Source organism: Sinorhizobium fredii USDA 257, assembly GCF_000265205.3.
Taxonomy (GTDB): domain Bacteria; phylum Pseudomonadota; class Alphaproteobacteria; order Rhizobiales; family Rhizobiaceae; genus Sinorhizobium; species Sinorhizobium fredii_B.
On sequence record NC_018000.1, the window covers coordinates 1,401,890 to 1,415,036 of the forward strand.

11 protein-coding genes are annotated in these 13,147 nt (G+C 60.7%); 7 read left to right on the forward strand and 4 right to left on the reverse strand.

The annotated features are described in order from the left end of the window. Positions 1–102: 102 nt before the first annotated feature. Positions 103–999: a YrbL family protein gene (locus USDA257_RS06440; RefSeq protein ID WP_223843397.1), complete on the reverse strand. Its 897-nt coding sequence runs from the start codon at positions 997–999 to the stop codon at positions 103–105. A 139-nt stretch (positions 1,000–1,138) separates the two neighbouring features. On the opposite strand from USDA257_RS06440, the gene USDA257_RS37620 reads away from it, so the two are divergent. Further along, positions 1,139–1,342, forward strand: a complete 204-nt coding sequence (locus tag USDA257_RS37620) for a hypothetical protein (RefSeq protein WP_041413954.1) — start codon at positions 1,139–1,141, stop codon at positions 1,340–1,342. Here the strand turns inward: USDA257_RS37620 and USDA257_RS06450 are convergent. Continuing rightward, on the reverse strand, positions 1,339–3,333 hold the full coding sequence (locus tag USDA257_RS06450; RefSeq protein WP_014762099.1) for a glycosyltransferase: 1,995 nt from the start codon (positions 3,331–3,333) through the stop codon (positions 1,339–1,341). The genes USDA257_RS37620 and USDA257_RS06450 overlap by 4 nt on opposite strands. Continuing rightward, the gene (locus USDA257_RS06455) at positions 3,315–4,547 is read right to left on the reverse strand and encodes an HlyD family secretion protein (protein ID WP_014762100.1); all 1,233 of its coding nucleotides are present in this window, start codon (positions 4,545–4,547) and stop codon (positions 3,315–3,317) included. Before USDA257_RS06455 ends, USDA257_RS06450 begins: the two co-directional genes overlap by 19 nt. Before the next feature lie 407 nt (positions 4,548–4,954). Between USDA257_RS06455 and USDA257_RS06460 the strand changes: the two genes are divergently transcribed. The 6 genes from USDA257_RS06460 to USDA257_RS06485 all read left to right on the forward strand — a co-directional run bounded on the left by USDA257_RS06460 (position 4,955) and on the right by USDA257_RS06485 (position 11,718). Beyond that, on the forward strand, positions 4,955–6,649 hold the full coding sequence (locus USDA257_RS06460; protein ID WP_014762101.1) for a putative bifunctional diguanylate cyclase/phosphodiesterase: 1,695 nt from the start codon (positions 4,955–4,957) through the stop codon (positions 6,647–6,649). Positions 6,650–6,749: 100 nt separating this feature from the next. Further along, positions 6,750–7,268 carry a hypothetical protein gene (locus tag USDA257_RS06465; protein WP_014762102.1) on the forward strand — a complete coding sequence of 173 codons (519 nt, stop codon included), beginning with the start codon at positions 6,750–6,752 and terminating at the stop codon, positions 7,266–7,268. After that, positions 7,265–8,443: a class I SAM-dependent methyltransferase gene (locus tag USDA257_RS06470; RefSeq protein WP_041413955.1), complete on the forward strand. Its 1,179-nt coding sequence runs from the start codon at positions 7,265–7,267 to the stop codon at positions 8,441–8,443. Before USDA257_RS06465 ends, USDA257_RS06470 begins: the two co-directional genes overlap by 4 nt. Further along, positions 8,440–10,800, forward strand: coding sequence for a SpoIIE family protein phosphatase (locus USDA257_RS06475; protein WP_014762104.1), 2,361 nt, complete (start codon positions 8,440–8,442; stop codon positions 10,798–10,800). Before USDA257_RS06470 ends, USDA257_RS06475 begins: the two co-directional genes overlap by 4 nt. A 4-nt stretch (positions 10,801–10,804) precedes the next feature. After that, a complete protein-coding gene (locus USDA257_RS06480; protein ID WP_014762105.1) occupies positions 10,805–11,365 on the forward strand; it encodes a slr1658 superfamily regulator in 561 nt (186 codons plus the stop codon). A 14-nt stretch (positions 11,366–11,379) separates the two neighbouring features. Further along, on the forward strand, positions 11,380–11,718 hold the full coding sequence (locus USDA257_RS06485; protein ID WP_041413956.1) for a slr1659 superfamily regulator: 339 nt from the start codon (positions 11,380–11,382) through the stop codon (positions 11,716–11,718). Between the two features lie 72 nt (positions 11,719–11,790). Here USDA257_RS06485 and USDA257_RS06490 read toward each other — a convergent pair whose 3' ends face one another. Beyond that, positions 11,791–12,951, reverse strand: coding sequence for a helix-turn-helix transcriptional regulator (locus USDA257_RS06490; RefSeq protein WP_014762107.1), 1,161 nt, complete (start codon positions 12,949–12,951; stop codon positions 11,791–11,793). Positions 12,952–13,147: the final 196 nt, after the last annotated feature.

A 13,147-nucleotide genomic window follows, 5' to 3' on the forward strand; every position in this document is an offset into this window, starting at 1 on the left:
GCGAGGCAGGCCGTTTTTCCGCCAACGCTGGACAGGCCTGCCGTATCGGCGAGCGGCTCTACGGGCTGCCAACATTGATAAGCGGCGGTGATGTTTAGGTCTTCACGCCCGCCGTGAAAGGAGACCGGGTTGCGGCGAGAGAGCTCTCAATTGAGCTCGCCGGTCGGCCGGCCGCTGGTACGGTGCGAGCGCGGCGCGGACACTTTCCTCTCCACACACCGCGGCGGGATGCGCCAGAATTCCGGCAAGCTTCGTGAGCAATTTCGCGCGCATCCGCCCGAGCTTTGCATCGTTCGCGCGGCGGCTGAAGGCGAACACCCGCAGAAAGCTCTTTTCTCCGGTACCATCGACGCAGACGAGTTCCTCGAAACCTCGGCGATCGGTGACGACGAAATTGCCGGGATTTACATCCATCATCACGATGTGGAGTCGACAGAAGCTTTCGAAGAGCTCGTCGATCATCTTGAGATGTCTTGCGGTCAACTGGCCCGAAAACGCCAATTCCCTCAGGGTGGGAGCCAGCTCCCCGTTGCCCTTGGTGATCTTTTCCACAAGCAGACCGAGACCGTAATCGGTATGAGCGAAACCGAATATCCTCGGTATGGGAAGTTCGACGCCATCGGCAAGGGAGAACTTTCTCGCCTGCTCAAGGAACTCATCGACCTCCCGTTGAAACGTCCGATACGCCCCGAAGCGCTTGAACCTGTTGAGGAAACGGAGCCCCCGCTTCGATTGGCGCGCGCCACCCTCTCCCCTCGATTCCGGCTTCAGAACCTTGATCAGAACATTGGGATAGAGCTGGTGAGCGAAGATGCTGCGCTGATGTCCCGCGGCGCATTGGCGCCAACCCGCAAGTTCGATCCTGCCGTCGAACATCTTCCTCTCCCGGATTGTGACAGTTTTATTACAGAACAGTGTCGCGGGACAGAATTCAATAAAGCCGTGCTCTCCGGATTTATTTCTACCGTGCATAGTATGTTGTAGTTGCAGTTTTGCCACTACGTCGAGCCGCCTAAATCGATCGTGCAGAGCTGCAGACGATCGTCACCATACTGCCGGCGGCGGGCGGCCGGCACCGAAGGAGGTTGACACGCCCGTTTGCAGATGAGAACATATAGTGAACAAATCGGAGGCTCCTATGACCCCTACGCAAGAAGTTATCGAGCGTGCAATGGCGGCAGTCGCCGCTGTCCGTCGGCAACGGGAACGTGATCAGGAGCGGCGCCGGCAAACGTTCGGACGTATTCAGCTGGGACTTCCGCTGCCTACGCTCAAGCGCGGCGTGCAGCTGTCACTGCAACTGGAAAAGCGCCCGCAGCGCGGTGGCACTGGCCCAAGCTAGGCGGTGCGCGTTCGCCCGAAGGCGCGCAGCATCAGGTTTACGGAAACCGCCACCTTGTCGATATCCGGAACATCCTGGGAATAATTTCCGGTATAGAGCTTGATGATCATCTTGTCGCGCTCGAAACCGCGCAAATCGAAATAGAGATGCAGGTAGTAGCGCCGCTTGTCGCCGGAACGGCTGATGTCGCCGCGCCGCTGGGTCACCTGCTTGAGCTCTGTCTGAAGCGGCGCGAAGCCTTCGAGGTTCAAGGTGACGTGGGTGGACTTGAACCGCACTTCGCTTGGAACCGCCACCACCGCCTTGTCGAGCGAAAGGCTCATCAGGCGTCCCGTGCTGCCGTCGACCTCCGCGGCTTCATCGAGCTTGAAGGCCTGGAGGAGCCGGCGCGGCTTCTCGAAGCAGATCAACGAGGCGATGATGAGCACGACGATGTTGATGCCCGACCAAAGCGCAGCAATCGTCGAGAACGACCCCTCGATATGCGCGGTCTCCGGGACGATATTGACCAGCAGCCCAGCCGCCGTGACGACGATGAAGGCGGCGATCCAGATAAAGGTATAGACATCGAAGAGGTTTGCCTCGTTGCCGCTGCCCTTGGGGGTCACCTTGAAGGGTTTTCCGAACGGCCGCACCAGGCTCGAAAGTACCGTCGGCAGCATGCGAAAGGTCGCGAAAGTGCCGACGGCGGTGGAGACCAGCGGCAGGTAGCGGGTCGGTGCCAGCCAGAGCATCAGCAGGAAATAGGCGGTCAGCAGCGGCACCTGGTTCGAAACGTAGTCGGCGACACCGGTGAAATAGAGCGGCAGGGCGCCGGACCAGAGATAGACGATCGGCACCAAGAGCACGGCGAAGCGAACCAGATATTGCACCAGCCAGGACATCGGCAGGAACATGATGCGCTGGAAGAGGGAGAGGCCCGGCCCGCGCAAGGGACCGTTATGCAGGTAGAGCGTCTGGATTCCACCCTGGCACCAGCGTTCACGCTGGACGAAATAGCCGGTCAGGTTCTCGGCTGCCAGGCCCATCGACAGGCGTTCGTTGAGATAGCGGGTCTTGTAACCCTTGTTGAGCATCGAAAGCGTCGTCAGCAGGTCTTCGGTAATCGACTCGGTCGGGAAGCCGCCGATCGTATCGACTGCCCTGCGGCGCGCGATAGAGCAGGAACCACAGCAGAAACTCACGTCCCAACCGTCGCGGCTCGGCGCGATCTCATCGAAGAACAGCCGCTGTTCATCCGGCCATATATTCTCAAGACCAAGATTGGATTGCACCGGATCGACATTGAAGAAATGCTGCGGCGTCTGCACGATGCCAATGCGCTCGTCCAGGAAGAACGGCAAGGTGCGTCGCAGGAAGTGGCGATAGGGGACGAAGTCCGCGTCGAAGACGGCGATGAAGTCACCGGAGCTGACCCGCAAGCCATTGTTCATGTTGCCGGCCTTGGCATGGGCATTGTCTCTGCGCGTCACATGGATCGCGCCCCGCCCTTCACAAAAGGTCCTGAGCCAGTCGCGCCTTCCGTCGTCGAGCACATAGACCCTGAGCTTGTCTTTCGGATAGTCGAGCGCCAGCGCTCCGACGATCGTTCGTTCCAGCACGTCGAGCGGTTCGTTATAGGTTGGTATGAAGATGTCGACGCTTGGTAGTTCGCTCTCCGGCCGCGCGAAGAACGCCCGCGCAAGCTCGTCCGCCTCGACGCTGCGGTCGATATAGCGGCTCATCAAAATGAGGAACAGCACGACCTCGGAGAAGGCGAGGAGCTCGACGATGAAAACGAACCAGACCCAATAGAAATTGGCGCCATCATTCGGATAGGGGAGAACGGTTTCGGTGAAACGCCAAACCATGTAGCGCAGTGCCACGGCCGCGACGAAAGCACAGGTAATCGACCGCGCCCAGCTTTGATGACGCGACCAATTTGATGGTCCGAGCAGGAAGAAGGCGATGACCAGCAAGGTCGGCGCCAGTGCTAAAAGAGATTGAACCACAGGCCTTCAAACCACCGCGTCAGACGGAAATTGCGTTTGGAGAAGCGCACCTGCGCCGTTCGTCCCACCTGGCAGAAATTGGCGAAGTCGGTGTTGAGCACCGATGGTGTCAGCGCGACGCGGATTCGTGCACTGCGCTCGTCGGTTTCCGGCTCATTGGCGGCAAGCGAATCTTTCTCAACGACCGCGGAACTGCCCTTGACCGCTTGTACCCGGCCTTTGAAGACATCTCCGCGACCGAATAGCCGGACCTCCGCTTCGCGGCCGGGATAGATCTCATCATAGTCGACCTCAGGTACGAGAATATCGACGAACAGTTCGCGGCAGTCGAGGATGCGCACCATCTCGTTGTTCAAAATGACGTTGGAGCCGCTGACAACATTCCTGCTCCAAACGACGCCGCTGAACGGCGAAGGAACCGTTGCCGACTCGAGGTTGCGGACGCGCTTCTCCTCCACATTCATCTGCTGTGCGGTCTGAATTGCCCGCGTCTCGTTCTCGGCAATGCGGGTATTGAGATCGTTGATGCGAACGATCACATCGTCCTGGCGCTGCCGGGAATAGGGCACGTCATTCTGGCCGTCTCCCATGACGAAAATGCCCTGTCGGACAGCATCGAGGCGCTGCTGCAGCAAGTCGACAGTCAGGTTGCTGATCTCGACCTCGCCGCCCGCTGCGGCGCCGGCGGCCTCGGCCGCCTCCACCATCTTGCGCGTGAAGATCCCCTTCGCCTCCAGTTCCTGCCGACGGTCGAGGTCAACCTTTGCCACCACGTCCTGTGCGCGAGATACCTCAACACGCTTCTGGAGAATTTGCAGCTCCCGCTGGAGGCTGGCAATGGTGGCACCCTGGAAGACGCCCATCCGTTGGGCGAGTTCGTCGCGCATCCGGGTGAGTTCGTCGCGCTCCCGGCGCAGCGCCGAGACGCGCTCGACCGCCGTGCCATGCTCGGCGCGAAGCGACGCAAGGACGGAGCGGTTGACCCGCTCGTTGCGAATGGCCGCGATGGCTTCGCCTTCCGCCACAGGCGTGCCGATCCTCGGCGGCGGCTTGAAGATTTCGCCATCGATAGGCGCATTGATGATCGCAAAGCGGGCATTGACGGTTCCATCCAGGCTGGTATAGCCGGTCAAGTCGGGCAGCAGAACGGCAATGGCAAGCGCCAGGAGCAGAATGCCGACCGATATACGCGTAATACGATGGTTCAGGATCACCTTGGCCGTCCCTACTCACTGCCCTGACCCGATTTCCCGCACTGACGCGGGTGAACACTCCATCGGCCTGCCTGGGCGCAACTCGCCGGCACGATTCACCCCATGTTGCCACCCGCCAGAATTTATCGTCATTCAGCGTTGAACAACCCTCAAATTTGCAGGTTTTGGTAGTGCGAACATAAAAAAGCCAATGTAGGCCCCGCATGACCGAACGCTTTTTCGACCCATGTCGCCAACGCAAGCGCCTTCAGAAAACGGTTGCTCGTCAAGCGCGCGGCATTGACCAGGAAAATCGCCGCGATAACTTTCTGAACGAAGGGTTGAACTGGCCGACAAAACTAAGTGGGGATTGTGGCCGGTAGCAGCACCTTCAAGCGAGCGCAAATACAAAGGCAACGGAGGCCGGCATGCCTGACATGGATGCGACGAAGTCTGCCTCATCTTCGGCCGAGAGCGACTTTCTCGCCCATACAGAAGAGCTCGTCTCCTTTTACGACGAGAGCTTCCATCTCGTCGACTGCTCGGCGAAACACAGGAAAGCCTATGGGGTCGACACGCTCGTCGAGGCGACCCTGTGGCACGTCTACCCGGAACTACTGGGTCCCAAGACCAAGGCCGCGATCGATTTCGTCGCGGCAAACGGTATTCCGCGCAGCATCGAGATCACCGACGCAAGAGGGCGCGTCCAACGCACCCTGGTCGTCTTTCGCACCGAGCGCGGCATCGGCGTCGCGGAAGCTCAAAGCGACTCCACTTGCCGCGAGACGTCCACCCAAAGCGAGAGCGATCGCGCCCTCCTGCTTCACCAGGCGACCCATGACGTTTTGACCGGACTGCCGAACCGAAGGCAGTTCAGCGACCAGTTGCGGGCCGCGCTGCCGGTGCCGAACGGCGCCAAGCTGGCGCTCATGCAGATCGATCTCGACGACTTCAAGCCGATCAACGACACGCTCGGGCACGGCGCCGGCGACATGGTCCTCAAGATGGCGGCGGAACGGATCAAGGGCGTGCTCAGGGAGCGTGAGCTTGCCTATCGGCTGGCCGGCGACGAATTCGCCGTCATTCAGTGGAAGCTTGACCAGCCAAGGGAGGCGGAGCGCCTTGCCGAGGCAATCGTCAACGCTTTCAAGGAGCCGTTCACCATCGACGGCATCAACCTGTTCGTCGGAGCGAGCGTCGGCATCGGCATCGCCCCGGCGGACGGAAACGAAATCGAACAGTTGATGAAAGCCGCCGACATCGCGCTCTACGCGGCGAAGAAGGATGGCCGCGGTCGGGCAAGGACATTTACCCGTTCGATGCTGATCGTGCTCGAGCAGCGCGAAATGCTGCGTCGCAGTCTGCGCAGCGCCCTGCAGGAGGGGCAGTTCTTCATCGAATACCAACCCTTCGTGAAGCCGCGCGCGTCGGTTGTCGGCTTCGAGGCGCTGCTGCGGTGGCGCCATCCGCTGGTCGGCATCATCCCTCCAAGCGTCTTCATTCCGATGGCCGAAGCCGACGGGCTGATGAGCGAGATCGGCCAGTGGATGCTGGAACAGGCCTGCCGGGCCGCCATGACCTGGCCGCCTCATTTCACAATTGCGGTCAACCTCTCGCCGGCGGAATTCCTGCACGAAGGCCTCACCGATCGCGTCGCCCAGATCCTCGATCTGACCGGGATCCGCGCCGACCGGCTCGAACTGGAAATCACCGAGTCGGTGCTCCTCGAACGCACCATCAACAATCTCGATACGCTCAACACCTTGAGCCTGCTTGGCGTTCAGATTTCTCTCGATGACTTCGGCACCTACTACTCCTCGCTGAGCTACCTGAAGAACTTCCCGTTCGATACGATCAAGATCGACCAGTATTTCATCAAGGATCTTGAACATGACGAAAAGAGCCAGACGATCGTTCGGTCGATAATCGCGCTCGCCCACGGGCTGGGCATGGACGTTACGGCCGAGGGCGTGGAGACGGAAGGCCAGGCCGCCTGGCTTCAGAAGGAGGGCTGCGACCGTCTGCAGGGCTACTTCCTGGGCTTCCCGCTACCCGCGGCAGCGATCGGCGATTTCCTGCGCAAGTCGGGGGCCATCCCCCTGGCGGGTGCTCTCAGGACCTGACGGGCTCGAAATAGCCGGAGAGTCTGGCCATCGCAGCCGGTCGGATATAGTCATGGGAGTGAGCGAATCAGGATTCGCTCATACAGTCGGAGAAAGCAGCATGAACGCAGCCCAAAGGCAGTCAGCGGAAACGAAGTTCGAGCCCCTGCTCCAGTTCGAGATGGAGATGGGAACCTTCCTGTCCGATTGGCACCATTGCGATCAGTTGTCGACTTACATGGCGCGGATGATCAGTCACAACCGGACCGATCCGTTGCGACATTCGAACTTTTTCTCCTCCGCGCTCAACGAACTCCTGGAGGTATCGTTTCGCGGCGGCTTGCCGGAGGGCCGCATCGGCTGCGCCGTCTATCGGCATGGTCCAAAGGAGCGTGTGAAACTCTCCTTTCCCTGCCCGCCCGGCCAGCGACAGTTCTTCCGCGAGGCGGTCGCGAAAACCCATCGGAACGACGCATACGCGCGTTACCTGGACGCTCTTTCAACCGATCTTGGCCCAAGTCGGGAAGCCATCCTGTTGGATCTGGCGATCAATTTCGATGCCGAGATTCGTCTCGAAGAAGAAGGCCCCCCGACGATCACCATCATTGTGGATCTCCCCCTTGAAGTAATTGTGAGTTGAGTACGGCAATGCTTGCAGCGCCCTTTCAGGCAGAATTCGACGCCAACAGCCAGGAGTTCTCCTTTGCCGGCGTCATCCGTCCGCGCTCCGTCGACGAGATCGCTCACAGCATTTCGACGTTCAGGAACGCCATCGAAGAGGCCCGCGGCGTCCTCTACATCAATGTGAAGCGCCTCGCGCAGATGAACAATACGGCCTTCCACGCCTTTTCGCGCGTGGTCCTGGACGCCTGCCGCGCGCGTTCCGATATCCGCTTCGTCGTCGTCACGTCGAGCGTCGTCGGCTGGACCGAACGGATGTTCCGGCATCTCGGCAAGATCGAACCGCAGATCACCGTCGAGGTCTACGATTCGAAGTTCTATCCAGGTCAGAGCTTCGTCGAGGACACCAGCTTCATTCCGATCCTGCGCACGCAAACCAAAATGACCTGGCGCCACGAGCGCAAGATCCTGCCGCGCCACGGCATGCGCCCGGGAATCGTCATGGCCGACATCTGCTGCGGCATCGGCGACTTCGCGGTGCTGGTGCGCAAAGAATTCCAGCCGGCACGCATCGTCGCGCTCGACCACTCCAAGGCAAGCCTTGCCTATGCCCGCGACGTCGCGAAGAATTTCGGCATCTCGGATATCGAATATTCCTATGGCGACGCATCCGAGATGCTGCTCGAGGACAATCAGTTCGACCTGGTGACCTGCCGCCATTCGCTGCAGATCTTCAACCAGCCGGACCTGCTGTTGAAGGAGCTCTACCGGATTTGCAAGCCCGGTGGACGCGTGTACATCACCAACGAGAAGAATTCGCACTGCCTTGGCGAACCGCGAGCGCAGAGCATTCAATGGACCTATAATGAGGTTGCCAAGCTGTTCAGCCATTTCGAGATGGATGTGGAACTCGGGCCGAAGAGCCGCCGCTATCTCGCCGATGCCGGATTCGATGACATCCGCGTCGAATCCTTCATGGTCACCAATCTCGACGGGGACCCGCAGGACTTCGCCGACATCATAACCGCTTGGGAGAATGTCTATGCCGGCGAGATGGCCGTGAAGCGCGGCGACCCTCCGGAATTCATCGAGCGCTTCCGCCAGGGCTTCCGCGATCACATCTTCGCGGCCCTCCACCCCAAGGGCTACGCTGGCTGGCCGATCTGGGCAGCATCGGGGCGCAAGCCGCTATGAAGCCGTTCGACCAAGGGACCACCCGCCTCGGGTTGCGCTCGTTCCGCGCCAAGTTCATCCTTGTCGTCGGCGGGGCCGTGCTCTTCGATCTGCTCGTCACCGGCGGCCTTGCGCTCTGGAACGTGCAGAGGCTTTCGCGCGACGCGACCGCACAGGTCGGCCAAGGGCTGGAGCAGGCCAATCAGGACTACATCCGTTCCTATGCGGAAACGACGGCTGCTCGCGTCAACCTGCTTCTCAACCAGGTGCACTCCGACGTCGGCACGCTGGCGGGCGTGCTCCAGGCGCAGATCGACCGTCCCGTCAGGAAGTCCCAGATCGGCGAAGCGATGGCACGGGGCGCCCCCGGCACCGTGACCGTCACCTATGACGAAAAAGGCGGATGGGCCCAGAACCGGCCGGGCCCCCTTTCGGTCGTCAGCGTCTGGGGATATCTGCTCGATGCCAACCACGCCCCCTTGCCAGAGGTCCAGACGGACATTGAGAACAGCGCGGTCCTTGACCTGGTCGCTCCGAGCCTGCTGGCCAACGGTCAATCCAAGCTGCAGATGTACTATATCGGCCCGAAGGAGCGGCCGATCTTCCGAACGGCCCCCTATACGGATCAGGCCCAGACATTCGACCGCTTGTATCCCGGTCATAACCAGGCCGAGTTCTGGCCGTTTTTTTTCCCCGGTCTCTACGAATCGTGGGAGCAATGGGCCAAGAACCCCGCGTCTCGTCCGGTGAACAGCGACATCACGCAGACGGCGCCCTATACGGATGCGATCACCGGCAAGCTGATCGTCAGCTTCTTCCAGCCCTTGTGGTCGCGCGACCGTGACCGGGTAGCCGGTGCCGCAGGCGCCGATATCACCCTCGACCAACTGGCAGAGATCGTCGAGAACGTCCGGGTCGCCGACAATGGCTTCGGCTTCCTCACCATGTCAGACGGCAATGTCGTCGCCATCAACCCGGTCGGCGAAAAGGTGATCGGCCTCCAGTCGTCGAGCGACACCAGCAGCCAGGGGGTGACGGGTCTCGATCGCTCGCTGCGCAACAGCGCACAAGCCGCAATCGCCAAGTTGCCGCTGGATCAGGACGGCCTGTTGCAGCATGTCCTGCTCGATGAAAACGGCGAGAAGGTGCCCTATCTCGTCGTCCTGAAACAGCTGCAGCCGTCGAACTTGTGGGTCTCCGGCCCAGTTCGTCGTGAATCAATGTTGCTCGGCGTCGTCGTGCCGGAGCGTGAAATCTACGCTTCGCTCTTCGCCGCGCAGGCCGGCATTACGAAAGCGACGAACAGGATCCTGATCTACCAGGTCCTGGCGCTGCTCGTGTCGCTGCTCTTCGTCACCTCGGCCGTTTTCGCCATATCGAAGCGCATCACCGGCGGCATCAGCGCGCTCGCCGACGCGGCCCGGCGCATCCAGACCAAGGACTATTCCGTCCGGGTGGATATTCCGACGCGCGACGAAGTAGGGGAAGCGGGCGCCGCCTTCAACCGCATGGCCGAGCAGATCAGCTACCATACCGAGAATCTGGAGCAGCTTGTCGAGGACCGGACGAAGGAGATCGAAGAGGCAAACCTGCAGATCTCGGCGCTCAACGAGCAGTTGCGCAGCGAGAACGTGCGCCTCGGCGCCGAGCTGGACGTCGCCCGCCGAATCCAGATGATGGTCCTGCCGAAAGCGGCTGAACTCGAGGAAATTGCCAACCTCGATATTGCCGCCTACATGCGGCCCGCCGACGAAGTCGGTGGCGACTATTATGACGTGCTGAGGGACGGAGAGCGGCTGAAGATCGGCATCGGCGACGTGACCGGTCACGGCCTGGAAAGCGGCGTCCTGATGTTGATGGTTCAATCGGTGGCCCGCGCGTTGCAGGAGGCCGGCGACATGGATCCGTCGCAGTTCCTCAACCGGGTGAACCGCGCCCTTTACAAGAACATCGTCAGAACCAACGCGAACAAACATCTCTCCCTTGCCTTCCTGGACTATGACGGAACCCGTCTGATGCTTTCCGGCCAGCATGAGGAACTGATCGTGGTGCGGGGCGCCGGGAGCGTCGAGCGGATCGACACGCTCGACCTCGGCCTGCCGATTGGCTTGGAGCCTGATATCTCGCCCTTCGTAGCAACCCAGGAGGTCGCCTTTGCCCAAGGCGACATGGTCATTCTCCACACTGACGGCGTGACCGAGGCGGAGGGGCCGAACGGAGAGCTCTTCGGTATCGAGAGGCTTTGCGAAAGCGCTCGTCGTCGCCACGGCCAGAGCGCTGAGGACGTCAAAGCGGGAATTCTCGAGGATCTGATGGCGCATATCGGCACACAGAAGATCCACGATGATATAACAGTCGTAGTGATGAGACACAGGTAGGCGGATGACGACCTTATATGGAATGGCAGACTTGGCCGTCGGTACGGGCGAAAACGTGACGACGCTTCGGCTGTTCGAAGGACCGTTGGACCTGAGCTGGAAGCATTGCGCGATGACCTCGGATTTCGTCGCCGAGTTCGTCGCGCTGCGTTATCGGACATCCCGCAACCTTTATAAGGAGGTGCGGCACAATATCGGCTATCTGACGAACGAGCTCATCGAAAATGCGGTGAAGTTCCGAGCCTCGGGCGAAATCGTTGTCGAGGCCGCGGTCGCGTCCAATGCCTTTCGTGCTAAGGTCTCCAATTTCGTCGACAAGGAAACGGCGCAACGCTTCCAGCATCTGCTCTCCGAGATCACAACGGGGGATCCGGGCGAGCTTCTAATAAAACGGATTGAAGAGAATGCATCAGGCGCGAGCCCCAGCGGCTCGGGACTTGGCCTCCTGACACTCATGAGCGATTATGGCGCTCATTTTGCCTGGGTTTTCGGATCCGGCGAACAGGAGAGCCGGATCCCGCTGGAGACCTATGCATCGATCACAGTCCCCGAACCCTCGAATTGATGGCAGCGAAAACCATGGAAATCAAGGAAGAAGAGTACCGCGTTTGGTCGGAGGGCAAGGACATCTACTTCGATGGGACCATGCGGCTGCCGAGCACGGAGGCCTATGCTCCGATTTATTCCTTGGTGATGAGCATTCTCGAAGCCGAACCGGACCGCCTCACAGTCGACGTCACCGGCTTGCAGTTTCTCAATTCGTCCGGCATCAATCTGCTTGCCAAACTGACGATCGAGGCGCGCAAGAGGCCGAACATTCAGTTCACCGTGCGCGGAAGCTCGGAGTTCCCCTGGCAATCCAAGTCGCTGCCGAACCTCAAGAAGCTGCATCCGGGCATTGATCTTCGGCTCGGCTGAAATCGGGCCGCGCGATTGCGCCGCACATCATTCCCAATCAGACCAGCTTGGACTCACAGCCTCGACGCGCCGTCAGTTGCCGAGCGTCTTCAGCCAGTCGCCTATCGTCGATCCTCGGTGCCGCTCGACCGGAGCGGCCGGTGCGACAGGGCGCTCCGCTGCCGCGGCCTTTCGGATTTCCCGCGGGCTCACCCCGAATTCGTGGCTGAAGGCGCGGGTGAAATTGGCGGCGACGTCGAAACCGGCAGCCTCGGCGATCTCGGCGATCGGCCGGCTGTCGGCCGAATCGCTGAGCGCCGCATGCGCCTGCTGGAGCCGACGCCTGCGGATATAGTTGAGAACACCACCGCTCGCTTCGAACAGTTGGTAGAGCCGGGTGCGCGAGATGCCGATCGCTCGGGCAATAGCATCCGGCGTCAGATCGGCCGAATGCAGGTTGAGATGAATATATCGATGCGCCCGCTCCATCATTCCCTTGTTCGTCTGTTGCCCCGCGGCATCTGGCTTCGCCGACGAGGCGACGCAAGCGACGACCATGTCGTGCACAGTGCGGACGATCCGCGGTATCTCCTCCGCCGTCAGACGATCGAGGCGCGGCTCGACGCCGTCGATGTAGTTGATCAATAGGTCGGCCAGATTGCCCGACAATACCAGATTGTTGGTTTCGCCGAGCACGGCGGCGTCGTCGGCGAAAAGCTCGTAGGGCATGAACAGCAGAACGGCGTCCGCTGCTGTCGTCCGGCCGCGAAACGGATAGCCGAGCGAGCGGAACACCAGCCTGTCGGGCCCGTTCTCAGCAACTCGGCGATCGACTTCCGTCCAGGTCATGCCGCTGCGAAGCAGTTCCACATACCAGTGGTCGATCGGGCTGGCGCGCAGCATCGCCTGCGGGCGCAGGTAGCTGTGGCCCGGAACCCGCTGTTGAACGATGAGCAGATTGCCGCAATGCCATGCGGTCTGCTCAGCGACAAACCCGTCCTCCGGCGGAACGTTGTCCGGCAATCTGACCTCGACCAGGGACGCCATGTGGGCTCGCCAGGTCTGAAACTGCGCCGCCGGTGGCAGCTCACGCGTCGAGAAATGCAAGGGTGTCAGCGCCGCCAGCGCGTCCGATCGCGGGATAGGCTGAACCGAGGGCTCACGCGGCCAACGGCGGCGTTCCGACTGCGCCTGCGTCGCAGGCGCCCCGGCATGATCCTCTTCCGACTCGGCCCCCGTAGAACGATCACGCATACAGACTCTCCCGCCCTCGAATGCAGGCGATTACACGTTCTGGGCGTGGCTACCTACACAGCCGCATCGATGTATGGCGTCGTGCGGAGCCCACTCAGCACTTAGCAGAGCCTAGTTCTACGCCATTTTTAGTAGAAATGCACGGTCCGATAATTATCGGGATTGCAGGATAATGACAATCGCCCCGGTCAGTTGT

What these genes read in the sequence shown, in the direction of transcription:
- USDA257_RS06485 (WP_041413956.1), top strand. Translation starts at nt 11,380, where the DNA reads ATGGAAATCAAGGAAGAAGAGTACCGCGTTTGGTCGGAGGGCAAGGAC.
- USDA257_RS37620 (WP_041413954.1), top strand. Translation starts at nt 1,139, where the DNA reads ATGACCCCTACGCAAGAAGTTATCGAGCGTGCAATGGCGGCAGTCGCC.
- USDA257_RS06465 (WP_014762102.1), top strand. Translation starts at nt 6,750, where the DNA reads ATGAACGCAGCCCAAAGGCAGTCAGCGGAAACGAAGTTCGAGCCCCTG.
- USDA257_RS06480 (WP_014762105.1), top strand. Translation starts at nt 10,805, where the DNA reads ATGACGACCTTATATGGAATGGCAGACTTGGCCGTCGGTACGGGCGAA.
- USDA257_RS06460 (WP_014762101.1), top strand. Translation starts at nt 4,955, where the DNA reads ATGCCTGACATGGATGCGACGAAGTCTGCCTCATCTTCGGCCGAGAGC.
- USDA257_RS06490 (WP_014762107.1), bottom strand. Translation starts at nt 12,951, where the DNA reads ATGCGTGATCGTTCTACGGGGGCCGAGTCGGAAGAGGATCATGCCGGG.
- USDA257_RS06475 (WP_014762104.1), top strand. Translation starts at nt 8,440, where the DNA reads ATGAAGCCGTTCGACCAAGGGACCACCCGCCTCGGGTTGCGCTCGTTC.